Genomic DNA, 23,494 nt, shown 5'->3' on the forward strand with positions numbered 1-23,494 from the left:
GATGAAACATTATATTATTATTTTCCTTTTTGTTACAGGAAGTGTTTTTTCTCAAAACATAGATACCTTAAAGGAATTTGCTTTAAGAGATGCAAAAGCTACCTCCCAGGCTTCACTTGATCGCAATTTAAGTAACATCCTAAAACATACTCATCCAAAGATTCTAAAAACGTATGGCCAGGAAAATCTTATGGAAACTATGGATGAAATTTTTAAAACCATGGATGCTCAAAAAATAAAAATAGTTAGTTCTGAAGCAGATGAAATAACTGATATCAAAAAAGAAAATAACGAATATAGATGTTTGGTAAAAAATACTATTAAAATGGATTTTAATGGAAGGTTTGTAACCTTAAAAAGTTCATTATTTGGGTTTTATGATAAAAAGAAATCACAATGGTATTTTGTAGAATCTAACAAGCTTCTGGATGATCCTGAAACCAAAAAATTGTTCCCGAGATTTAAAACCGATATTGAAATTCCATTAGATGAACATATCGCAGATAATTAATCCAGCGATTACTTCTTAATTCATAAAATACCCCTTATTAAATAGATTATTTAATAAGGGGTATTTTATTAGGGCTGTATTTTATATTTGGTAGCTAATTGTTGACTTTCTATTTGCAAAAGTTCATTTTTATCATCTATAGCTTTAATAATAAAATCTTTAGCCAATTGATCAGGCTCAAGTTCATTATTTTCTAAAACTATATGTAACGCAATCATAACTGCTATACGAGTCCCAGCCTTTTTCACAGCAGTTTCATAAAGCGGGACTAGTTCCTCTAGTGTTACCGATTTTGCAGCTTCTTCAATTCTCTTTTTAAGAGCCGCTCTTTTATCTTCTGGTAGATTGGTATACTTCTTACCCGCTCTTTTTATTTCTTCAATTGCAGGTACCTCTCTTTGCTTATTTTGAGAATTATTCTGCGTGTTCTGTTGTGTAGATGCAGGTTTAGTCTTCGCCCAGGTATCTCGTAAGCCAACAGTTTTATTAAAAACTAAAGTATTTGATTTACTATCATTATCAACATTAAAATATCCTAATCTCTGAAATTGGAACTGGTCTAAGTGATTTGCTTCTGCAAGACTTGGTTCTAAATGTCCTGTGATTACTTTTAGAGAATCTGGATTTAAAAATTCCATAAAGTCTTTATCCTTATGTCCATCAGGTGCTTCATCATTAAATAATCGATCATAAATTCTAATTTCTGCAGGAATAGCGTGTTGTATAGAAACCCAATGTAATGTGCCTTTTACATTACGCTTAGACTCCTCGGTACCACTACCCGACTTACTTTTTGGATCATATGTACAATGAATTTCTGTAATATTTCCTTCATCATCCTTAATTACACCTTCTCCTTTTATAATGTATGCATTCTTAAGTCGTACTTCTTTTCCTAACGTTAGTCTAAAGAATTTTCGTCCTGCTTCTTCTTTAAAATCCTCTCTTTCGATAAATAATTCTCTAGAAAAAGGTACTTTTCTAGAACCTGCAGCCTCATCTTCAGGATTGTTCTCTGCATCTAACCATTCTTCTTCTCCTTTCGGATAATTTGTAATCACCAATTTTACTGGATCTAAAACAGCCATTACACGTTTTGCTGTTTTGTTGAGATCTTCTCTTACACAAAACTCTAATAAGGATACATCTATTACATTTTCTCGCTTTGCTACCCCTACAGTTTCCACAAACTTTCGGATTGATGCTGGAGTATATCCACGCCTTCGTAATGCCGAAATTGTTGGCATTCTAGGATCATCCCATCCAGATACAACTCTTTCCTCAACCAATCTAAGCAGCTTACGTTTACTCATAATAGTATAGCTCAAATTAAGTCTTGCAAATTCTCTCTGTTTTGGTCTTATATTCTCATCATATACCTGATCCAAAAACCAATCATATAGCTTTCTATGCGGTTTAAATTCAAGAGAGCATAATGAATGCGAAATATTTTCTATATAATCACTTTCACCATGTGTCCAATCATACATAGGATAAATACACCAATCGTCACCTGTTCTATGATGAGATTTTTTAAGAATTCTATACATTAAAGGATCTCTCATCAACATATTGGGATCAGCCATATCGATTTTGGCCCTTACCACATGCTCACCTTCATCAAATTTACCTTCTTTCATCTTTTGAAAAAGGTCTAAGTTTTCCTCAACAGAACGATCTCTATATGGACTATTGGTACCAGCTTCTGTTGTGGTTCCTTTTTGAGAAGCAATAGTTTCTGCAGATTGAGAATCTACATAGGCTTTTCCTTCTTTTATCAATAAAATTGTCCAATCATATAATTGTTGAAAATAATCAGATGAGTAACATTCTTTATCCCATTGATATCCTAACCAACTAATATCCTCTTTGATAGCATCTACATATTCCTGCTCTTCTTTGGCTGGATTAGTATCATCAAAACGTAAGTTTACAGGGGCATTATATTTAAGTCCAAGTCCAAAACTTATACCTATTGCTTTAGTATGACCAATGTGTAAATACCCATTAGGTTCTGGAGGAAAACGAAAACGTAAATTTTCTTTACTCATTCCTGTAGTAAGATCTTCCTCTATAATATGCTCAATAAAATTAAGCGGTTTTTTCTCTTCTGACATTTGTAATTCTAATAAAACACAAAACTACAAATTCTAATGTTCTTCAGCTATTCTATGAAAATCTTTAATACAATTATTCTGTTTATATCATAATTGATTTGAAAAGGGGGTATTCTACCCTTCTATTAATGAAGATTCTTTTTACCTTTGTATAAAAACCCAGTGGGATTAATAAAACTAAAAAATATCAAGGTATATGCTTATCATGGATGCCTTGTGGAAGAAAAAAAAATAGGATCTGATTATAGAGTAGATCTAAAAATTAAAGCTAATTTATCAAAATCTGCATTATCTGATCGTTTATCAGAAACTGTAGATTATGTTCATCTTAATCATATTGTAAAGGAAGAAATGGCTATTCGTTCTAAATTACTAGAACATGCAGCCGAACGAATTTTGGTTAGAATATTTGATGAATTACCATTAGTTGACAAAGCAATTGTTGATGTTTCTAAAATTAACCCACCAATTGGCGGTAATGTAGAGATGGTAACCATTACCAGAAGTAAAAATCGTTAACTTTAATATGTTAAATTTATACGAATATCGTTTTAATGTAAAATCATTCAAGAAGTAATCATAAATTTTTTTACATTTGCCTTCCAAGCAAAAATTGGGTGTCGTGGCCGAGTGGCTAGGCAGTGGTCTGCAACACCATCTACAGCGGTTCGAATCCGCTCGACACCTCAAAAAAAACCTATACAGCTGTATAGGTTTTTTTATTTAAATCTACTTTCTGGAGTTATTTTTTCGATTTCATCCTGTATTCGTTTCTCCATTGTATCAGGAAGGACACCTTTTAAAATAAGAAATACACCAAATACGATCATGATTATACTAATGATTCTCTTGATAGTATATGTTCTTTTTGGGGTTAATTTTCTTTTTAATCTCTTAGCAAGCAACATTTTAAAAAAATCAATAAAAAGATAAGTTCCCAATACCATTGCAAAGAAATATAAAATCCTATTAGTATTCATATCCAATTGTGGTCCGATCACAATGATAACACTTAACCAAAAACCTAACACTCCGATATTAATAAAGTTAAGAAGAAACCCTTTTATAAACAGCATAATATAATTATGCTTATTGATAATTTCTACAGATGTATCTCTAACTTTATTATAATTTTTTCGTTCCTGAATAAAAGAAATTACTCCATAAGTTGATAACAACATTCCACCAAAGATAAATAAGGCAGGATCATCTTTTATTTTTTCTAAAATTTGATTAGTACTAAAATATGCAATAAGAATAAATACAATATCAGCAAAGATAACACCAAAGTCTACAGCCAATGCCGCTCTAAATCCCTTTATAGCTGCTGTTTCTAGTAGTACAAAAAAAACAGGCCCTATTAAAAAGGCTAATAAAAAACCTAATGGTATTGCTGCTTGAGCATCTTGAAGCATAGGGTCTAAGCGTATTTACTACAAAGTTAAAAACTACTTAGTTAACTTCAACAATTTTTCCAACTAAAAGTTTTTGAGTATCCATTTGTTTTGGATTTCCAAAAATCCTTATCCTTCCACCAGCATTAGTATTGGCTTTTATATAATTTTTAGCATTTACTTCTGCTATTCCTCCAGCACTAATTTTTACCTGAGTATCATTTGTTCTAAGATCTCTTCCATAGTATTGCCCTCCTGAAGTAATACTTACCTCTTGCTCTTTTGCATTACCCCTAAGTTCTATTTCACCACCTGTAATTGCCTTGGCGTATATGAAACCAGCATCTATTTTTGCCATCATACTAGCTCCTTCCTGCGCTCTAAGATCTAAAGTTTCTGCAGTAATTAAACCATCGACTTCTACTCTCGATCCTTCATTAACATCAATCTTATTAATTTGTTTATAATATACAGTTACTTTAGTATTATTATTATCCCACAAATTATCCAATTGCATTCTCACTTTAAGAAGATTACCATTTTGAACAATATCTACATCTCTTCTTTTAATACCAGTTATCTCAATTTTGTTCTCTTTTCCCTCAATTAAAGTGAGTTGTATCTTATCAAAAACTTTTAATTCATTAAAGTCTCCTACATTTTTTGTTATGATATCTTGTGCCTGTCCTAACGTCACTAACAACATAACTAACAGAAATGCTAATTTTTTCATCGCCCTATTTTTTAAGATTTATATTATATTTTTTATTTCTATAAAAAACGACACTTATTCCCAAATTATTCTACATCTTCTTTACTTCCTAACAAGGTAAAATCCAAATGTCTTTTTATAAGATCAGCGTTTTTTACTTTCACATACACCTCATCTCCTAACTGATATACTTTTTTAGTATGTTCTCCAATCACTGCATATTCGTCTTGATCAAAAATATAGTGATCACCACTCATATCCTTAAGGCGGATCATGCCCTCACATTTATTAGAAATTATTTCTACATAAATACCCCATTCGGTCACTCCAGAAATTACTCCTAAAAACTGTTCATCTTCATGATCTTTCATAAACTTTATCTGCATAAACTTGATAGAATCACGTTCTGCGCTAGCTGCAAGGTTTTCCATGCTACTGCTATGATTACATTTTTCTTCATATTCATCTTCAGAAGCAGATTTTCCTTTATCCAGATAATGTTGCAACAAACGGTGTGCCATAACATCGGGATACCTTCGTATTGGGGATGTAAAATGAGAGTAATACTCAAAAGCCAAACCATAATGTCCAATATTATGAGTAGTATATTCTGCTTTACTCATACTACGAATTGCTAATGTATCTACTAAATTTTGTTCTTTTTTACCTTGAACATCTTTTAATAATCCATTTAATGATTTTGTTGTTGTTTTTCTATCTCTAAGATCAAGTTTATATCCAAATCTACCTATGATATTTTGTAAAGCTGCTAACTTCTCATCATTTGGCTCATCATGCACTCTATAAATAAATGTTTTCTTAGGAGATTGTTTTCCTATAAACTCTGCAACCTTTTTATTAGCAAGTAACATAAACTCTTCAATAAGTTTATTAGCATCCTTAGAAGTCTTAAAAAACACTCCTACAGGTTCATTATTTTCATTTAGAGTAAACTTTACTTCTACTTTATCAAAAGAAATAGCTCCAGCTCCCATTCGTTTTGCTCTCATAATTTTAGCAAGATCATCCATTTTTAAGACAGCATCGGCTATTTTTTGATCGGTCTTATACTCTTTTCCTGTAAGTGAAATTTCTGCTGGAATCACATTTTTACCAGTTTCAATAATATGCTGCGCTTCTTCATATGCAAATCTAGCATCAGAATAAGTCGCAGTTCTACCGAACCATTGGTTTTTAATTTCTGCTTTATCATTTAATTCAAATACAGCAGAAAATGTATATTTCTCTTCATTTGGTCTTAGAGAACATGCATTATTAGATAAAACTTCTGGTAGCATAGGTACTACTCGATCTACCAAATACACCGATGTTGCTCTTTCATATGCTTCATCATCTAATATTGTTCCTGGTTTAACATAATGAGATACATCTGCAATATGAATTCCGATCTCATAATTACCATTATCCAAAACTTCAAATGATAATGCATCATCAAAATCTTTAGCATCTTTAGGATCGATAGTAAACGTGAGTATTTTTCGCATATCCCTACGATTCTTCACTTCAGACTCCTGAATAGAAGTATCTAATGTATTGGCATATTCTTCTACCTCTTCAGGAAATTCATATGGTAATCCATACTGTGCTAAAATAGAATGGATTTCGGTGTTATGTTCTCCTGGTTTACCAAGTACTTTAACTACTTTACCAAACGGAGAATCAGCTTTTTCAGGCCAATCTTCAAGGCTCACCAGTACTTTATCTCCATGTTCTGCTTTTCCTATTTTGTTTTTAGGAATGAAAATATCAGTATACATTTTAGCATCCTGCATATTTACAAAAGCATAATTTTTCTGAATTTCAATTACACCAACAAATTCATTTTTCTTACGTGAAATAATTCTAGAAATCTCTCCTTCACTCTTTCCTCTTCTTTTTCTACGATAAATATATACCTCTACTTCATCACCATGTAAAGCTTTATTCAAATTATTGTTAGGTACAAAAATATCATCCTCTAAATCTTTAACGATAACATATCCTGTACCTTTTGAAGTTATCTCAAGAATACCAGTATATGTATTTATATTCGGAGTTATTTTAAATTTTCCTCTTTCAACTTCTTCAATCTGTTTTTTTGCAGCTAACTGTGTTAACTTCTTAATAATCTGATTTCTACTACTGGCATCATCCACTCCAAATTTTGCGGCAATTTGCTTATAATTAAAACTTTTATTGGATTCTGACTTTAATATTTTGAGTATTCCTTGGGTAATATTCTCTATTTTTGGGGACTTCTTTCTTCTTCTACTCTTTCTTTTCATTAATATCTGTTCTATTATTTATGATAAAAGTACAGCTTATCTTTTAACATTAATAGTTTTAAGATTAAACTTTTATTAATCCTTAAAAGGATATAACTGTTTATACCCAATAAATTACATTATCTCTAAATCAAACGGTTACATTATTATTTTTTAAACAAAAACGTTTTTTTTTCTTAAAATTTACTTAATTTTAATACACTAGGATTACCTTTTGTTCGTTAAGTATTTATTTAGATATGAATAAAATCAAAAAAATACATAAAATTATAGTGTTTTTTGTTCTGATATTTTTATTGGGTATTTACTCTTTTACTCTATATATAAATAATACTATTGATCAGAAAAAAGATACTTTGGATGAATCTGAAATAAATAGCTCAGTTAAAATTGATCGTGAAGCCACTCAAATTAACTAGTTTTTACCTTTCTATATTCTATTTTAATCACTTATTTATCTTATTACCAATTTAATAGTTCTATCATATTTTGTATATTGTAAATAGACTACAATCAAGGAAAAAACTATTGAATGAAAGATTTTGTTATCGTTAAAACGTATACTTATCCTTTTGAGTATACAGTATTAAAACACCTTCTTGATCAGGAAGGAATTTCTTATTTTTTTGAAAACGAAACAATGATAGGAGTTTTTCCTTTCTACTCCAATGCCTTAGGAGGAATAAACCTCAAAATCCATAAGAGAGACAAACAAAGAGTACTTCAAATCATAAATGATCTTAATACCAATTCTCATCTCACAATTGTATAAATTTAGAATCTATAGTCTATGTTACAATTAAAAACAGTTGTCAACATATATTATAAATATCTTTTTCTTTTTTTAAATTTAAAATTAATAATGATTATTATTATGTAGTGTGGATAGCGGTATAACTTTTCTAACTTTTATTTGCTTTTTAAGTAATATCAAATTTTCAGAAACATATAAACAGGATATCAATATACTAATTGCTTGAAAATCTTCTAAAAGTAAAATTTAATTAACAGTTGTTAATAGATTATAAACACATAAAATTTTTAATATTATTACGGTAAAACCGTAGTTCATAACATTGAGTTAATACCTGAAAACTTATCTAAAAAAAGACAAGTTGAAATTTTGATTTGTTGTTGAGTTGCTTGTATTCTAATAAAAATTTAGATTACCAAAAAAAGTTTCTGAATTTTAAGAACTATTTATGCACATCCTATGTTAACAGAAGGTTATGAGTTATTAACATTGAGGTAATATTGATTTAAATTATTGATTTTTTGGAGTTTACTTTTTTTGGATTGAATTATCTTTGTTCAAATAACGAAATCAACAAAAAAATGAAAATAGCTATTGGAAACGATCACGCAGGAACTGAATATAAATTTGCAATTGCGTCATATTTAGAATCTGAAGGTATAGAAGTTACAAATTATGGAACCGATGATAATTCTAGTGTAGATTATCCTGATTTTGTTCATCCTGTAGCAAAGGATGTTGATGGTGAGAAAGTTAATTTAGGAATTTTAATTTGCGGAAGTGGAAATGGAGTTGCAATGACAGCTAATAAATATACTAATGTTCGAGCAGGACTTTGTTGGACAAAGGAGATTACAGAATTGACAAGATTACACAATAATGCCAATATCGTATGTATACCTGCAAGATTTACATCACAACCACAAGCTATTGAAATAGTAAAGACGTTTTTAGAAACAAAATTTGAAGGGGGTAGACATTTAAACAGGGTAAATAAAATACCAATGTGCATCTAATATATGATAGAAAATCACGCTCATAATCATTCACATTCTGATCATGAACTCACTGGGCGTAGTTTATTATTTTCTATTTTTCTAAATATAGGCATTACCATTGCACAGGTGATAGGTGGTTTGCTATCAGGAAGTCTTTCTCTGTTATCAGATGCTCTACATAATTTTAGTGATGTAATTTCATTAATTGTTAGCTTTTTTGCTAATAGATTAGCAAAGAGGGAAGCGTCTATAAAAAGAACATTTGGTTTTAAAAGAGCAGAAATTATGGCAGCATTTATAAATGCTGCTTCATTAGTTGTTATAGCAATAATACTTGTTTTTGAAGCAATAGAAAGGTTACAAAACCCTCACAAAATAAGTGCAAATATTGTCATTATACTTTCTGTAGTAGCAATCTTAGGTAATGGATTAAGTGTGCTACTTCTAAAACAAGATAGTAAAGTAAATATGAATATGCGATCAGCATATTTACACCTTATTACAGATTTAATGGCATCTGTAGCGGTTTTGATAGGAGGACTGTTAATGAAATATTATCAACTGTTTTGGGTAGATAGCGTGCTTACTTTTGCAATTGCAATTTATCTAATTATAGTGGGCTATGATTTATTAAAAAGATCTTTCAAAGTGTTGATGTTGTACACTCCTGATACTATAGAAGTAAAGGAAATCGTAAACACAATTAATGCATTACCAAAAATTAAAAGTATCCATCATATACATGTATGGCAACTTAATGAAGAAGAAACACATTTAGAAGCTCATATAGATTTTAATAGTGATATACAGGTTTCAGAGTTTGGAGAAGTATTACATACTATTGAAGATGTTCTTCAGAAAAAATTTGGTATTAACCATGTTACACTTCAACCCGAATATGGTAAAGAAGATAATAAAGATATTATTGTACAAGACTAAGAAGATATGAATATTAAGTTTGAAGTTAAGCGATTTGATGAGCTATCGACAATAGAAATGTATAAAATTTTGCGCTTGCGCGCAGAAGTTTTTGTGGTAGAGCAAGATTGTGTATATCAAGATATTGATAATAAAGATCAAAAAGCACTTCATGTTATCGGATGGAAAAATGAAAATATAGTTGCATATACCAGATTATTTGATGCTGGAGATTATTTTGAAAAAGCAAGTATAGGAAGAGTTGTAGTTTCCAAAAATGAAAGACAATTTGGATATGGTCATGATTTAATAAAGACAAGTATTAATGCAATAGAAACCTATTACAAAACAAAACAAATTAAGATATCTGCTCAAACCTACTTAAAAAAATTCTATGAAACTCATAATTTTAAAAAGATAGGTGATGAATATCTTGAAGACGGAATCCCTCATATTGCCATGATAATTTAATTGATAGATACCTTACTACTGTTTTAAAATGTAGTATAAATATTGTATATTAGTTGACTAAGTCAACTAATAGTTGTTATGAATAAAAAATACATTAGTAAAATAAGAGCTTTTAATAGATTTTATACCAATATAATAGGGCTTTTAGACACTCATATTTTAGACAGTAAATATTCTTTGCCTGAGGCTAGGATTATATTTGAAATTTATCATAATCCGGGGTTTACAGCATCAGATATTATTGAACTTTTGGATATTGATAAAGGGTATTTAAGCCGTATTTTAAAACGTTTTGAAAAACAAAAAATAATTTCAAAAACTGTTTCACTAACTGACAAACGAGTTTTTATGTTGCAATTAACCAAGTTAGGAGAAAAGGAATTCCTGAAACTTAATACCAATTCAGAGCATCAATTAAAAAGAGTATTTGCACATTTATCTCCTTTGGAGTCGCAAACACTTCTACAAAATATGGAGTCCATAAAAACATTGTCTAACAAGTCAAAGATCGCACTTGATGATATAAAAATAAGAACATATTTAAAACCAGGAGACTTAGGTTTTATTATATATAGACATGGAAAGTTATATGCTGAAGAATTTCAATATGGTATTTCTTTTGAAACTTATGTAGCTCGTGGTATCCACGAATTTTATCAATCTTATAACCCGGATAAAGAACGTATTTGGGTTTGTGAACATAATGGTCAAATAATTGGATTTCTTTTACTTATGAAAAGAGAAAATAACAGTGCTCAGTTGCGTTATTTTTATATAGAAAAAAGATACAGAGGTATTGGTTTGGGTCGAAAATTAATGCAACTGTATATGGATTTTTTCCACTCCTGTGGATATACATCATGTTATTTATTGACAGCAGATGAACTAGAGACTGCAGCTTCTTTATACCTTAATCACGGATTCGAGTTAACAAAGGAAATAGAATCAACAACCTTTGGTAAACCAGTAATAGAGAGAAGGTATGATCTACATGTTTTAAAAAATAAAAATTCTATCAAAAAATGATAAGACTACTTACTTCAAAATTTCGTTGTATTTCTTAGTGTTGTTAAGGATTTCTTGACTTTTAGCTACTTCGGGATTATGGGTTACATAATAATCATATAATCCCTCACGATAGAAATAGCGTTTGATAATCTCATCGGTAAGTAAATTAACGATCTCATTTTTGTGTTTGTCTAATGCAGTCTGTTTAGAAGCATTTACAGAAGCAATTAAGGCATCATAAGAAGTATTTATACCTTGGTCTAATTTTTCGCGTTCCGCGATTTTAAGTGCTTTTTCAAACGCTTTTTCGGTTTCTGTCTCAAAGTTAAAATCACTTTGTTTCACAAACTTTTTAAACTCTTCATAATCACTATCGGTAAATTTAAAATCGCCTGATTTTTCTAATTTATGAGCATAATAATACTTTGTTGCATACCCAAAAATAGCGTCTGATTTTAATAAAGCAGTAGTTATTTTACTGAATTTAGAGGTTTCTAATTCTATATCTGGTTGTATACCACCACCATCATATACTGTTCTTCCATTTTTAGTTTTAAAAGCTTTAAAATCTTGCTCATCAATACGAACAGCATTGTTGTTTTTGTCTCGATTCCAATAATCCAAAGCCTGAATACATCTGCCGCTTGGGGTATAATAGCGAGAAATAGTAATTTTTAACTGAGTACCATAAGTTAATTTTTTTGGTCTTTGTACCAATCCTTTTCCAAAACTTCTGGCACCAATAACTACTCCTCTATCTAAATCCTGTATACTACCAGCCACAATTTCACTGGCAGAAGCACTACGACCATTTACTAACACAACTAAGGGTATCTGAATATCAACAGGTTCTCGTTTAGTGAAATATTCCTTATTATACTTTTTTACTACTGATTTTGTTGTAGTGATAAGTTCTCCTTTAGGAACAAAGATATTAGTAACATTTATAGCTTCACTTAATAAACCACCAGGGTTACCTCTTAAATCAAGAACTACCTTATTTGCTCCTTTTGTCTTTAAATCATTTAGGGCATCAATGGTTTCACTAGAAGCCTTATTATTAAATTTTGACAAAACAATATATCCAGTATTATCGTCAAGTAAAGTATAAAAAGGAACAGCATCTACTTCTATTTCTTCTCTTGTAAGCACGGTGGCTTTACTTTGTCCTTGTCTGGTATAGATGATATCGACTTTGGTACCACTAGCTCCTTTTAGAAGTTCTCCAGCATCTTCTTTAAAATCTGCTACCTTGATATCTCCAATTTGTGTGATTTCATCTCCGGCTTTTAAACCGGCTTTATCTGCAGGATAATTTTTATATGGCTCTACAATAATGATTTTATCTTTTATTGTCTTTACAGAAGCTCCAATACCTGTATATTCTCCAGCGTTACGAATTTTTGAAGCCTCGACGTCTTGTTCATTCCAATATTTGGTATACGGATCTAGATCGTCTAACATAGCCTTAATAGCTGTATCCATTAATTCAGCTGGATTTGTTTCATCTACGTAGTTCATGTTTAATTCTTTAAACATTGTAGTGAAAATTTCGATCTGTTTTGCAATTTCAAAAAAATCAGATTTAAAACTAACCGTAGATAGTAAAACAACGACAGCAATAGCAGGATAGATGATTCTCTTCTTCATAGGTATTTTTTTAATGGATAAGTTTTGCAAACCATATAATGGTAATCATTATTTTGATGTGATCTCCTGTTCAACAAATTTTTGTAAAATTCCTTTTATTTTAAATTCAACTAATGAATATTCGGGTATTTCTTTACCTGAATATAAAAACATAAAAGTGAATTGATGAGTAGTGTTGGGTACAATATACTTATTTTTTCTATAACTTTCGCGTAATAAACGCTTTATAAGATTGCGATCCACAGCATTTTTAAAATGTCTCTTACTTACCGATACGCCTGCTTTTATTGTTACATTCTGTTCAAAAAGGGATTTTCTGTATACTAACCTAATAGGGTATTTTGAGATAGATTTTCCTTCAGAAAAAAGCAATTCTATCTCTTTTTTACTTTTTAATTTCTCTTTTTTATTAAAAGTAGCCTTCATGGGGCATTAAATGTAGTGATTATACTAATACTGATAAAAAAACCGGCTCTAAAGCCGGTTTCTTCTATAAAAATTCTTTTATAAATTATTCAGAAAAACTATTGTTACTAGGGTTTATATCAGCTAGTGTATTACTAATGTCTATAGTTATTGATTTGATTTCAGACTTTGATTTTGAAAGATCCAAGTAATAATTTGGATTAGTCCATGGCCAATCTGCTAAAACTGTACGTTTCATTGATGGAATTGGATTTGCTTTTTCTGCACGCATCATTCTTAAAGGTATATAAAATGACTCTATCGTACTGTCTTTGTATTCTACATAAACATCTAAAGGCATAGGCATTTGCCCAATTCGTTCTAAAACGACCTGAGTTCTATTATTATTTTCTGTTATTTCTTTAATACCATAATCAATAGTATTGGTAGTTTGAGTCCAATCGGTTAAATACCAATCTAATTGCATTCCTGATACTTTTTCTGCTACCCTCTTAAAATCATTAGGAGTAGGGTGTTTAAATTTCCAATCATCAAAATATCTTTTAATTGTTTTAGCAAGATTATCTTCTCCTATGATATATCCTAGTTGAGATAAGAAAACAGCTCCTTTAGAATATGCAGAAGCGCCATATGCGGCATTATGCATATAACGATCAGCCTGTGTAGTTTGTGGCTGTTCTATACCAGAAGTTGCTAGTTGATAATATCCGCCGTAAATTCCACGTAATGAATTAGGATTATTTTGCTTCATAACTTCATTCATAGCAAGTGTAGAAATATAACTAGTGAATCCCTCATCCATCCATTCATGTTTGGATTCGTTAGTTGCTAGAATATGTTGAAACCAGGAATGTGCCATTTCATGTGCAGTAACGCCAACCAAACTACCAAAGCTTCTTTCACCAGTAATTAATGTACACATTGCATACTCCATACCACCGTCACCACCTTGGAGGACAGAATATTGTTCGTAAGGGTATTTTCCTATTTTTTCACTGAAATAATTCATGAGTTCAACCGTTTTTGGTTGAAGATCTTTCCATTTATCAATAATTTCTTTATTATTCTTGTATAAAAAATGAAGCGTAGGTCCATTAGGAACTTTTACCACATCATGCAGATATTCTGGATCAGCGGTCCAAGCAAAATCATGAACTTTTGGAGCTTTAAAATGCCAAGAAAGTTTTTTTCCTTTTTTAGTAACTTTAGTACCCGGCTTTTCATAACCATGTCCAATCTCTTGTGGGTTTTGCAAATACCCCGTACCTCCTAGAACATATTTTTTATCAATGTTTATCGTTACATCAAAGTTGCCCCAAACACCATGAAATTCTCTTGCTATATAGGGGTGAGCATGCCAACCCTCGAAATCATACTCTGCCATTTTTGGATACCATTGGGTCATCGACAATGCAATTCCTTCTTTATTGTTTCTACCAGAACGACGTATTTGTAAAGGAACCTGACCATTAAATTTCATTGAAAAAGTTGCTTTTTCACCAGGTAAAACGGGTTTATCTAATTTAACTTCGAGAACGGTACCAGAAGTTTCATAAGTAATAGGTTTTCCGTTTTGTGTTAAAGAAGAAACTTTGAGATACCCTATTTCATCAGGTTTAAGCTTACTTATTCTATTTCCAACCCTAGGGTCTGGATCAGGAAAATTAAGAGATCTAATATCCATTTCACTTCCCGGTTGAAATGCGTTAAAATACAAATGATAGAAGACCTGATATAAGGTATCTGGAGAATTATTAGAATAGATTAATTCTTGTGTTCCCTGATATTGAAAGTTTTCAACATTCATGTCCACTTTCATAGTATAGTCTACTTCTTGTTGCCAATATGAAGTATTGTTTTGCGCAAGTATAGTGTAGATTCCTATAAAAAAGATAAAAGCAATTTTTTTAATCATCATACTAAAAATTATTTAGACAATTTATCTGCCATAATAAAAGCATTATACAGATTCACCATTTTACCAGACTTGGATAAGTTTGAAAAACTTCCAACATTGGTTTGTTCACCACCAATGACCACAGAGGTTTTTGTATTTAATCCACTATCCATAAGTATTTGTTTTACTTGTGCTGCTTTAAGAGACGGAAAATAAGATCTAATTAATACTGCAACACCAGCGACAGCAGGAGCAGCCATAGAGGTTCCTTGTAAATATTCGTAAGAATTGTTAGGAGTAGTAGACCAGATTTTAACTCCTGGAGCAAATGCATCTACATTGCTTTTTCCATAATTAGAAAAATCTGCGACAAGATTTGATCCGTACACATAATTTAAAGCACCAATAGTAATAAAGTTATCCGCTATTTCTGTGTTATTATCAGTTTGATCATTAGGGTATACTGCTTTTTGATCTAAGTCTGTTCCTTCATTTCCAGCAGCATTAACAATAAGCACATCCTTGGATGCAGCATAACGAATTGCTTCTCTAACCCATTCTGGATGCGTACTATAATATTTACCAAAACTAGTATTAATCACTTTTGCGCCGTTATCTACTGCATATCGTAATGCTAGAGCTATATCTTTATCATACTCATCACCATTAGGAACTGCTCTGATAGCCATTATTTCTACATTTTGAGCTACGCCATTCATCCCTTTACCATTATTTCTTTTTGCAGCAATAATACCTGCCACATGGGTTCCGTGTTTTAGTCCTTCTTTTTTAGGATCAGGCCCCATCACATTACTGTTACCATATTTGGTATCTGTTATATCATCAACATTATCACCAACCACGGTTCTTCCATCAAACTCTGCGTTTAAATTATAATTTAGCTGTTCTGTAAAATGATCTATACCTTCTTTAATACTTTTTATAAAATCTGGTATGGTATCTCCTGGATCCATGAATCCAAACATTTGAGCCAAAAAAGCAACGTATTGTTGCATTTCTGCTGTTTTAGCTTCTGTTTTTAAAAGCTCTTCTTTAGAATAATCCTCTTTTCCTAGAGCAGCCGAAATAGCTTTATGAGAAGCTTCTGAAAGTTGTAGAATTTGTTCGTATTGTATTTTTTGTCCCGAATTTTCTTGATATTCCTTTTCGAATTCGGCTTTTGCCTCAATATAATTTTGATATTCACCTCGATCAACTTCTGCAACAGAAGCTAAAGTTTTACCAGTATATTTTGGTTTAAGCTTTTTCATAATTCTTACAAACTCCAGGTTTTCATCTTCAGAATCACCTAAGAAGTTCCATCCGTGGATATCATCTACATATCCATTATTATCATCATCTTTTCCGTTTCCTTTGATTTCCTTTGGATTGGTCCAAACAACTTCTTTAAGATCTTCATGTTCTATATCAACACCACTATCGATAACACCAACGATTACCTTTTGTCCTTTTTTATTCTGAATAAGTTCAGTGTATGCTTTATTTACACTCATTCCCGGAATTGTATCAGATACTAAATCAAAAGAATTCCAATTCTTCAATTGATTTTCAGTAAGATCCATGTTTTTTAAAGGAATAGAATCAATATTTTCTATAGGAACAGAAATAATAGAGGGGCTACCACAACTTGCAAGAATCATTGATGAAGCAATAGTAACAAAAACTTTATTTGATGATAAAATCATTTGATTTTTTCTTTTAATTAAATATTTCATAGCAGGTAAAAACTTCTTTAAGACGTACACCTTTTTCTGTATGTCGTACGGTTATTATTTCATTATGAGCATCATGCTCCAGGAATAAATACCAACCATTTGTTGCGGCATTTTCAAGAAATAGCTTCTTTTCATCTAAGGTCAACAATGGCCTGGTATCATATCCCATCACATAAGGTAGGGGTATATGCCCGACTGTAGGCAGAAGATCTGCCATAAACACAATCGTTTTACCTTTGTACTCTATATGTGGGATCATTTGCTTTTCTGTATGTCCATTAACAAATAGTACGCCAAAACCTAATTCAGAGTTTTTTTGAAACGAAGTATCTGTTCTGGATATAAAGTTTAATTGACCACTTTCTTGAATTGGGATGATATTTTCTTTAAGGAATGATGCTTTTTCTCTAGCATTGGGTTCTATTGCCCATTGCCAGTGCTCTTCGTTACTCCATATTTTAGCATTTTTAAAAGCCAATTCATATCCAGTTCGAGCATTATTCCATTGTACCACACCGCCACAATGATCAAAGTGTAGATGCGTGATAAAAACATCAGTAATATCATCTCTGTGAAACCCTTTTTCTTTTAGAGAAGCGTCTAGACTATCATTACCCCATAGCGAATAATGGCTAAAGAATTTTTCTGATTGCTTATCTCCCATTCCAGAATCAATAAGAGTTAACTTTTCACCATCTTCTATAAGCAAGCATCTTGCAGCAATATCTATAAGGTTATTTTGATCTGCAGGATTGGTTTTATTCCATAGTACTTTAGGAACGACTCCAAACATGGCGCCTCCATCAAGTTTAAAATTTCCTGCTTTTATTGGGTATAAGTTCATAATCAACTAAAAATCTTTGCAAAATAGAAAAAATGATAAGGATCAGGATTTAATTTTTGGACTTTTTAACACTATTTCGTTAGATTGTATACTAGATATAACTTTTTCTAAACGAGTTCCATAGTCTAGAAGCGCTTTAATCTCTTTAATACTTGCCAGGCGTTCTTTTCGCATTACTAATAAATAAATACCGTTACATTCTATATGATAATACGGGTTACTTTCAAAAAACAGGACTAGTTCATCTTTAAAAAATGATCTAATTTGCTCGGGATGTTCTCCCAAAAGATAAAATCGTTTAGAAAAATCAGGATGCCCCTGTATGTTAATGTCTTTGAAACCAGCAAATTTATATACAAATTCTAACAAACCTTCTTTGTCAAGTGTAAATTTAGGAATCTCAACTTTCAAGTTTATAGTTAAAACAGTTGTTCTGACAAGTGTTCTGGCGATAAACTCTCCTTCAGAAAACTCAATGTCTGAAATTTTGAAAATTGACTGAGTGTCGTAAATAGAATTGTTTATATAGTTGATTTTTTTGGTTTTAAAAAACACAAAATCTTGTACACTAGAAATATCAATATTTTTTTTTGGATCATACTGCCAAGAAAAATTAGATGCAATATGTTGTAGATCAACTTGTCTTTTGGTAAAATTAGATGTTGCGCTGATTTTAATTTTTTTAGAGAAAGGAATTAAACTTCTTACTGCGAGAGGATGTTCTGAAGAAGTGCCATGAATATCAAGTCCAGTAATTTCAAAAGACCCTCCTTTTCGTTTAAAAGTTTCTTGATATCCTATTAAGCTTTCCTGTACTGTATAGTCTACAAAATCACAAAGCGAAAAATCTATAATTGCATCTTGAGTCTCAGGGATGGTATCAAGTCTTCTTTTTAGTTGTGAATAATTCATAAAGTTTGAAAAATTCTTAACACTCACAAAATAATTACCATTGATTTCTTCTTTAAACATAAGTACATTAGGCTTAAAAAGGTTTCTGGCAAAAAACATAACACTTTTATTTAAAATAAAATGTATGATAATAGTTGCTAAAATTCCGATTAGAATTCCTGTGATTAGATTGGTAGTTATTGTAGCTATAATAGTGGCAAAGAAAATAAGAAGCTGTTCTTTACCTATTTTTGCCACATCTTTCAGGTTTCTGGGAGCGGCTAGTTTATAACCTGTGTAGACTAAAATTGCTGCTAATGCTGTAAGTGGGATTCTTCTAAGTTGATCCTGAAACAAAACGACAAATAGAATCAGGAAAATAGAATGGAAGAAATTTGAAGTTCTGTTTGTCCCTCCATTGTTCACATTGACAGAGCTTCTGGCAATTACTGTAACTACATTGAGACCACCAATAAAACCACTAACAATTGATGCAATCCCTAATGCTGTTAGATCTTTATTTACATTAGATCTTCTTTTTACCGTATCTAACTTATCTACAGCTTTTATACTCAATAATGATTCAATACTTGATATTAATGTAATGGCAAGTACTACACTTATAAATTTTAAGTCAAAAAGCAAAGAGAAATCAGGAGAAGGAAAATTAGAAAAAACGTCATCAGGCATCTGAACCAAAAGTGAAGTATCTATGGGATAAGGCTGACTAGAAAAAATTTCATAATAATAACTTAAACCAATGGCCAAAAGAACAATCCACATAGGTGCAGGAACTAATTGAAAATATTTGTTCCTGATCTTGCCATAAAAAACCATTATAAGAAAGCTTATAATTCCAACCAGTGCTGCAATAGCAACAGCTCGGTATTCTGGGTTAAAGAGCACTAAAATACTATCTGGAATACTAGCCAATAAGGAAATGGTATCACCTTTTATACTTGTATTAGCAAGCATAACATGAAACTGTTTTGCGAAAATACTTATTCCTATGGCTGCTAACATACCCTGTATAGCAGAAGAAGGAAAATAATCACTTAAAATGCCTAATCGTAATTGACCTATTATAATCATTAATGCACCAGAACAAATAATAGCGGCTAAAGTAAAAAGATACCCTTGAAAGACATCACCATTTGCAAGGGTGGTAATAGCGCCAAGCAAAACAACCACTAATCCATTCCCCGGGCCCGTTATGGTAACATTAGAACCTCCAAAAATACTTACAATAATCCCTCCGGCAACAGCTGCAATTATTCCAGAAATAGGAGGCGCTTCTGAAGCTAATGCCAAACCTAATCCCAAAGGCAGAGCAATTAATGAAACCACAAAACCAGAAAAGATGTTTTTTGGCAACTGCGATATAAAACCAGATGTTGTAGTGTTCGTCTTTTCCATTTATCTCATTATTAGAACATCTGTTGGTAATTCTGATAGAATATGTTCGATATCATGAACAAAAATACGGTCCAAAAACGTAGTTCTATCTGGAGCGTTCATAATGAGTAAATCTGCCGCAACGACTTTTGCATAATGCCCAATAGAATATCCTCTCTTTCCAAAAATGGATTGCGTTTTAATTAAAATACCACTTTTAATATCTTCAGGTACATCATTAAGAATATGCTGTACTCTAATATCTTCTTTTTTTGCTAATTGTTCTTTTATTAGCGTGTCTTTAAGTAAAGATTGGTCATCTTCTACTACGATTTTAACTTCTTGATGAGAAATTTCTTCTATGATTGTGAGTTTTTGTGCACCCAAATTTTGTGCAACTTCAAAAGAATCAATGATGGTTTGCTTTGTTTTTTTATCCTTAAGACCATTGACCACAATGTGATTACAAGGCCTCAAATCTTCTGAAGGTTTTATAATTAAGAGTACAGAGCAATGAGCATTTCTTGTAATTTTTCGAGCAATTGATCCTATGTAGAATTTAAGAAAATCCTCTCTAGGGATAGCCCCAAGCATAATAAGATTTGCTTTATGTTGTGTGGCAGTATCAATAATAACGGTTACAGGATCACCTTGTTTCCAAATAATAGTTACTTTTTCATCATCTTCAGAAAACCCTGAAATTAATTCTTTAATTTTTTTTTCTTTTTCTTGTGTTTTCTCTCCTACATGGACTATAATCAATTTTGAATCAAAAAAATCGACCATCCGCATGGCTTCAAAAATATTGTTTTTTAGATTAGGAGAAAAGGCTACGCCAATAAGAATAGTATTAAATTTATGATTGAATAATTCGTTCAAGACCGTTTTTAAATTTTTAAATTTTAAATGGGGTAGAATATAGACTTAATTTTTGAAACCCGAAAATAGCATTTATTTCTACTGTGTTTTAAAAAATAATGATCTTTCTTGTATATATTTGGGTAAAGACAAATCATGTTAGAACTAGCAGGAATAATTATTTTAGGGATTTTGGCACAATGGGTAGCTTGGAAATTTAAAATCCCAGCAATTTTACCATTGATTTTAATCGGACTTTTGGTAGGTCCTTTTGCCACGTTATATACAAGTGATGGGACCAAACTGATACAACCAATCTGGAATGGTACTAAAGGTTTGTTTCCTGGAGAAAGCTTGTTTTATTTTGTGTCTCTCGCTATAAGTATTATTCTTTTTGAAGGTGGACTTACCCTTAGGAGAAGTGAAATTTTTAATGTAGGGCCAGTGATTATAAAATTAATTACAGTTGCTGTGGTCGTTACATTTTTTGGAGCAGGATTAGCTGCACACTTTATTTTTGAACTCTCATGGCCCATTTCATTCTTATTTTCTTCATTAATTATTGTAACAGGTCCTACTGTTATAACACCAATTTTAAGAAATATACCTCTTAAGAAAGATGTATCTGCAGTACTGAAATGGGAAGGGATTTTAATTGATCCTATAGGGGCCTTAGTAGCAGTTTTAGTTTTTGAGTTTATCAGAGTAGGAGGAGGCGAAGAATTTACGTTTACAGCATTAATAGAATTTGGTAAAATAGTATTATTTGGTTTTACCTTTGGTTTTACTTTTGCACACGGACTTGCTTTTTCTCTAAAAAGGAAGATTGTTCCTCATTATTTGTTAAATGTAGTTACATTAGCCACAGTATTAGGTGTATTTGTATTGTCTGATGTTTTTGCTCATGAATCGGGACTACTTTCTGTGGTAGTCATGGGAATGGTGCTGGGAAACATTAATCTTCCTCATATAGATGAGATTTTATATTTTAAAGAATCACTTAGTGTTCTTTTAATTTCAATATTATTTATTCTTTTGTCTGCAAATATTAATATTGAAGATTTACAACTAATATATAACTGGGAAGCAGGTTTACTTTTTATCATTGTCGTTTTTCTGGTTAGGCCATTGGGAGTATTTCTAAGTTCAATAAATTCGGGACTCAAAATCAAAGAGAAACTTTTTATTAGTTGGGTAGGTCCAAGAGGTATTGTTGCTGCGGGGATTGCTTCATTATTTGGGTTAAAACTGTATAAAGTAGGTGTGCCAGGAGCAGAGTATATTACTCCTTTAGTATTTATGATCGTACTTGGAACCGTTTTACTTAATGCTACAACAGCACGTCTTTTTGCTAAATTAGTTGGGGTTTTTCTTAAAAAATCAGATGGGATTCTAATCATTGGCGCCTCCAAAGTTTCTAGACTTATTGCAGTATATATCAAAAAAAATAATCGTCATGTAGTATTGGTAGATAGCAATAGGGATAATATAAAGAAAGCAAAAGATCTTGGTCTAGAAGCAGTGGAAGGAAATATTTATGGAGATCAACTTAAGGATAACATCGAATTAAATGACATAGGATATCTTATGGCACTTACCGGAAATAGTGATATTAATAAATATGCAATAGATAAATTTAGAGACCAATTTGGGGAACATGGATCATTTAGATTAATTACTACAGAAGAGATGAAAGACCCAAAAAATAACCCTCAGGAGGGATTATTTTCTCATACAGATGATTATTATAAACTTATTGAGCTTGCCGAAAAATATCCTGGAATTCAGGAAATACAAATCAAAGATAAAAATCATTACAAGGTCATTATAGAACTAACCAAAGAAGACCCAGAAATTATCCCTTTATTCATTAAAGATAACGTTAAGAATATTAGAATTATATCATCGCACAGTGAAGAAATAGAGAGAGTAGAAGATGGTAGTTTTTTAGCATATATAGGTAAACCTATTGATATAGAAGTAGTAAAATAAAAATATTGATTTTTGATATCCCGCTCTAATATATAATCGCGAAATCAAAATGTAACTTTTTTTAAATCAAAATGTTCTGTTTTTGACACAAAACATATTTACTCTAAATCTTCTAAATCTTTTGACATATGATCTTTAAATTCTTTAATTTGAGATTTAGACAAGGTTATTGTTGTTGTTTTTCCTTCTTTTAACTCCATACCGCACAAGGAAATTTCAACTTTTTTCCATTTTTGTTTATCTGTCATAATCTTCCTATTACATTATAATATTCTTTAATTTTATTAGCTCTTTCGGTTATCATCTGGTCTATAAAATCTAGTTCGTTTTGTACTGAATCACTAAACTTTATGACAAATGATGTCTCTTTACCTTCTTCAATTATTACTTTAGGCTTGCTATGTCTTTCAAAAATAGCAGCTTTTCTATCTAACAATTGTTTTATATCTATATCGTTTAATATTGCTTTGTGTGCTTTTTCAATATTGTTTTCCATACTTTAAAACCTATTTAACCCGTTGTGCATTTAGAAAAAGTTGCGCAAACTGCTAAAAGGCAGTAAATTGTAGTTACGACACTATAATTCATATGCACAACTTTCAAGCAAATTACGATAAAATACTCAAGGTTTTAAAAG

General features: G+C 31.3%; 21 protein-coding genes and 1 tRNA gene. 9 read left to right on the forward strand and 13 right to left on the reverse strand.

The window, feature by feature from the left end; translation table 11 throughout:
* Position 1 precedes the first annotated feature (1 nt).
* The gene (locus tag FOF46_RS23830) at positions 2-511 is read left to right on the forward strand and encodes a hypothetical protein (protein WP_109436248.1); all 510 of its coding nucleotides are present in this window, start codon (positions 2-4) and stop codon (positions 509-511) included.
* Positions 512-579: 68 nt separating this feature from the next.
* Here FOF46_RS23830 and FOF46_RS23835 read toward each other — a convergent pair whose 3' ends face one another.
* The gene (locus tag FOF46_RS23835; protein ID WP_143918211.1) at positions 580-2,628 is read right to left on the reverse strand and encodes a glutamine--tRNA ligase/YqeY domain fusion protein; all 2,049 of its coding nucleotides are present in this window, start codon (positions 2,626-2,628) and stop codon (positions 580-582) included.
* 162 nt (positions 2,629-2,790) lie between these two features.
* Between FOF46_RS23835 and folB the strand changes: the two genes are divergently transcribed.
* A complete protein-coding gene (gene folB / locus FOF46_RS23840; protein WP_109436455.1) occupies positions 2,791-3,147 on the forward strand; it encodes a dihydroneopterin aldolase in 357 nt (118 codons plus the stop codon).
* Positions 3,148-3,244: 97 nt separating this feature from the next.
* Positions 3,245-3,315, forward strand: a tRNA-Cys gene (locus FOF46_RS23845).
* Positions 3,316-3,347: 32 nt separating this feature from the next.
* Here the strand turns inward: FOF46_RS23845 and FOF46_RS23850 are convergent.
* The 3 genes from FOF46_RS23850 to rnr form a co-directional block, all read right to left on the reverse strand.
* Entirely contained in the window at positions 3,348-4,043 is a 696-nt protein-coding gene (locus tag FOF46_RS23850; protein ID WP_109436250.1) for a LysE family translocator, read from the reverse strand.
* A 37-nt stretch (positions 4,044-4,080) separates the two neighbouring features.
* The gene (locus FOF46_RS23855) at positions 4,081-4,755 is read right to left on the reverse strand and encodes a head GIN domain-containing protein (RefSeq protein WP_143918212.1); all 675 of its coding nucleotides are present in this window, start codon (positions 4,753-4,755) and stop codon (positions 4,081-4,083) included.
* A gap of 65 nt (positions 4,756-4,820) precedes the next feature.
* Positions 4,821-7,019 carry a ribonuclease R gene (gene rnr, locus FOF46_RS23860; RefSeq protein WP_143918213.1) on the reverse strand — a complete coding sequence of 733 codons (2,199 nt, stop codon included), beginning with the start codon at positions 7,017-7,019 and terminating at the stop codon, positions 4,821-4,823.
* Between the two features lie 532 nt (positions 7,020-7,551).
* On the opposite strand from rnr, the gene FOF46_RS23865 reads away from it, so the two are divergent.
* From FOF46_RS23865 to FOF46_RS23885, 5 genes are all read left to right on the forward strand, one after another.
* Complete coding sequence (locus FOF46_RS23865; RefSeq protein ID WP_109436254.1) at positions 7,552-7,791, forward strand: hypothetical protein; 240 nt, start codon at positions 7,552-7,554, stop codon at positions 7,789-7,791.
* 563 nt (positions 7,792-8,354) lie between these two features.
* Positions 8,355-8,789 (forward strand): ribose 5-phosphate isomerase B, encoded by a 435-nt coding sequence (rpiB, locus tag FOF46_RS23870; protein WP_143918214.1) that lies wholly within the window; start codon positions 8,355-8,357, stop codon positions 8,787-8,789.
* Positions 8,790-8,792: 3 nt separating this feature from the next.
* Positions 8,793-9,710 carry a cation diffusion facilitator family transporter gene (locus tag FOF46_RS23875; RefSeq protein WP_143918215.1) on the forward strand — a complete coding sequence of 306 codons (918 nt, stop codon included), beginning with the start codon at positions 8,793-8,795 and terminating at the stop codon, positions 9,708-9,710.
* Positions 9,711-9,716: 6 nt separating this feature from the next.
* Positions 9,717-10,160, forward strand: a complete 444-nt coding sequence (locus tag FOF46_RS23880; protein ID WP_200825110.1) for a GNAT family N-acetyltransferase — start codon at positions 9,717-9,719, stop codon at positions 10,158-10,160.
* 78 nt (positions 10,161-10,238) lie between these two features.
* Positions 10,239-11,186 carry a bifunctional helix-turn-helix transcriptional regulator/GNAT family N-acetyltransferase gene (locus FOF46_RS23885; protein WP_143918216.1) on the forward strand — a complete coding sequence of 316 codons (948 nt, stop codon included), beginning with the start codon at positions 10,239-10,241 and terminating at the stop codon, positions 11,184-11,186.
* 9 nt (positions 11,187-11,195) lie between these two features.
* Here the strand turns inward: FOF46_RS23885 and FOF46_RS23890 are convergent, their stop codons facing one another.
* From FOF46_RS23890 to FOF46_RS23920, 7 genes are all read right to left on the reverse strand, one after another.
* A complete protein-coding gene (locus tag FOF46_RS23890) occupies positions 11,196-12,818 on the reverse strand; it encodes a S41 family peptidase (protein ID WP_143918217.1) in 1,623 nt (540 codons plus the stop codon).
* A 48-nt stretch (positions 12,819-12,866) separates the two neighbouring features.
* Entirely contained in the window at positions 12,867-13,244 is a 378-nt protein-coding gene (gene rnpA / locus FOF46_RS23895) for a ribonuclease P protein component (RefSeq protein WP_109436259.1), read from the reverse strand.
* Positions 13,245-13,329: 85 nt separating this feature from the next.
* Positions 13,330-15,162, reverse strand: a complete 1,833-nt coding sequence (locus FOF46_RS23900; protein ID WP_143918218.1) for a M1 family metallopeptidase — start codon at positions 15,160-15,162, stop codon at positions 13,330-13,332.
* Between the two features lie 8 nt (positions 15,163-15,170).
* On the reverse strand, positions 15,171-16,847 hold the full coding sequence (locus tag FOF46_RS23905) for a S8 family peptidase (protein ID WP_143918219.1): 1,677 nt from the start codon (positions 16,845-16,847) through the stop codon (positions 15,171-15,173).
* Between the two features lie 13 nt (positions 16,848-16,860).
* Positions 16,861-17,721 (reverse strand): MBL fold metallo-hydrolase, encoded by an 861-nt coding sequence (locus tag FOF46_RS23910; RefSeq protein ID WP_143918220.1) that lies wholly within the window; start codon positions 17,719-17,721, stop codon positions 16,861-16,863.
* A gap of 42 nt (positions 17,722-17,763) precedes the next feature.
* A complete protein-coding gene (locus FOF46_RS23915) occupies positions 17,764-20,028 on the reverse strand; it encodes a SulP family inorganic anion transporter (protein WP_109436262.1) in 2,265 nt (754 codons plus the stop codon).
* Positions 20,029-20,886 carry a universal stress protein gene (locus tag FOF46_RS23920; protein WP_244299734.1) on the reverse strand — a complete coding sequence of 286 codons (858 nt, stop codon included), beginning with the start codon at positions 20,884-20,886 and terminating at the stop codon, positions 20,029-20,031.
* Positions 20,887-21,021: 135 nt separating this feature from the next.
* Between FOF46_RS23920 and FOF46_RS23925 the strand changes: the two genes are divergently transcribed.
* The gene (locus FOF46_RS23925; protein WP_109436263.1) at positions 21,022-22,857 is read left to right on the forward strand and encodes a cation:proton antiporter; all 1,836 of its coding nucleotides are present in this window, start codon (positions 21,022-21,024) and stop codon (positions 22,855-22,857) included.
* A 98-nt stretch (positions 22,858-22,955) separates the two neighbouring features.
* On the opposite strand, the gene FOF46_RS31765 is transcribed toward FOF46_RS23925, so the two are convergent.
* Positions 22,956-23,105 (reverse strand): hypothetical protein, encoded by a 150-nt coding sequence (locus tag FOF46_RS31765; protein ID WP_167571934.1) that lies wholly within the window; start codon positions 23,103-23,105, stop codon positions 22,956-22,958.
* Positions 23,102-23,353 carry a hypothetical protein gene (locus FOF46_RS23930; protein ID WP_143918221.1) on the reverse strand — a complete coding sequence of 84 codons (252 nt, stop codon included), beginning with the start codon at positions 23,351-23,353 and terminating at the stop codon, positions 23,102-23,104. Before FOF46_RS23930 ends, FOF46_RS31765 begins: the two co-directional genes overlap by 4 nt.
* Positions 23,354-23,494 lie beyond the last annotated feature (141 nt).

It is taken from the genome of Aquimarina algiphila, assembly GCF_007489275.1.
Lineage (GTDB): Bacteria > Bacteroidota > Bacteroidia > Flavobacteriales > Flavobacteriaceae > Aquimarina > Aquimarina algiphila.

What these genes read in the sequence shown, in the direction of transcription:
- FOF46_RS23830 (WP_109436248.1), top strand. Translation starts at nt 2, where the DNA reads ATGAAACATTATATTATTATTTTCCTTTTTGTTACAGGAAGTGTTTTT.
- FOF46_RS23835 (WP_143918211.1), bottom strand. Translation starts at nt 2,628, where the DNA reads ATGTCAGAAGAGAAAAAACCGCTTAATTTTATTGAGCATATTATAGAG.
- FOF46_RS23850 (WP_109436250.1), bottom strand. Translation starts at nt 4,043, where the DNA reads ATGCTTCAAGATGCTCAAGCAGCAATACCATTAGGTTTTTTATTAGCC.
- FOF46_RS23855 (WP_143918212.1), bottom strand. Translation starts at nt 4,755, where the DNA reads ATGAAAAAATTAGCATTTCTGTTAGTTATGTTGTTAGTGACGTTAGGA.
- rnr (WP_143918213.1), bottom strand. Translation starts at nt 7,019, where the DNA reads ATGAAAAGAAAGAGTAGAAGAAGAAAGAAGTCCCCAAAAATAGAGAAT.
- FOF46_RS23865 (WP_109436254.1), top strand. Translation starts at nt 7,552, where the DNA reads ATGAAAGATTTTGTTATCGTTAAAACGTATACTTATCCTTTTGAGTAT.
- rpiB (WP_143918214.1), top strand. Translation starts at nt 8,355, where the DNA reads ATGAAAATAGCTATTGGAAACGATCACGCAGGAACTGAATATAAATTT.
- FOF46_RS23875 (WP_143918215.1), top strand. Translation starts at nt 8,793, where the DNA reads ATGATAGAAAATCACGCTCATAATCATTCACATTCTGATCATGAACTC.
- FOF46_RS23880 (WP_200825110.1), top strand. Translation starts at nt 9,717, where the DNA reads ATGAATATTAAGTTTGAAGTTAAGCGATTTGATGAGCTATCGACAATA.
- FOF46_RS23885 (WP_143918216.1), top strand. Translation starts at nt 10,239, where the DNA reads ATGAATAAAAAATACATTAGTAAAATAAGAGCTTTTAATAGATTTTAT.
- FOF46_RS23890 (WP_143918217.1), bottom strand. Translation starts at nt 12,818, where the DNA reads ATGAAGAAGAGAATCATCTATCCTGCTATTGCTGTCGTTGTTTTACTA.
- rnpA (WP_109436259.1), bottom strand. Translation starts at nt 13,244, where the DNA reads ATGAAGGCTACTTTTAATAAAAAAGAGAAATTAAAAAGTAAAAAAGAG.
- FOF46_RS23900 (WP_143918218.1), bottom strand. Translation starts at nt 15,162, where the DNA reads ATGATGATTAAAAAAATTGCTTTTATCTTTTTTATAGGAATCTACACT.
- FOF46_RS23905 (WP_143918219.1), bottom strand. Translation starts at nt 16,847, where the DNA reads ATGATTTTATCATCAAATAAAGTTTTTGTTACTATTGCTTCATCAATG.
- FOF46_RS23910 (WP_143918220.1), bottom strand. Translation starts at nt 17,721, where the DNA reads ATGAACTTATACCCAATAAAAGCAGGAAATTTTAAACTTGATGGAGGC.
- FOF46_RS23915 (WP_109436262.1), bottom strand. Translation starts at nt 20,028, where the DNA reads ATGGAAAAGACGAACACTACAACATCTGGTTTTATATCGCAGTTGCCA.
- FOF46_RS23925 (WP_109436263.1), top strand. Translation starts at nt 21,022, where the DNA reads ATGTTAGAACTAGCAGGAATAATTATTTTAGGGATTTTGGCACAATGG.
- FOF46_RS31765 (WP_167571934.1), bottom strand. Translation starts at nt 23,105, where the DNA reads ATGACAGATAAACAAAAATGGAAAAAAGTTGAAATTTCCTTGTGCGGT.
- FOF46_RS23930 (WP_143918221.1), bottom strand. Translation starts at nt 23,353, where the DNA reads ATGGAAAACAATATTGAAAAAGCACACAAAGCAATATTAAACGATATA.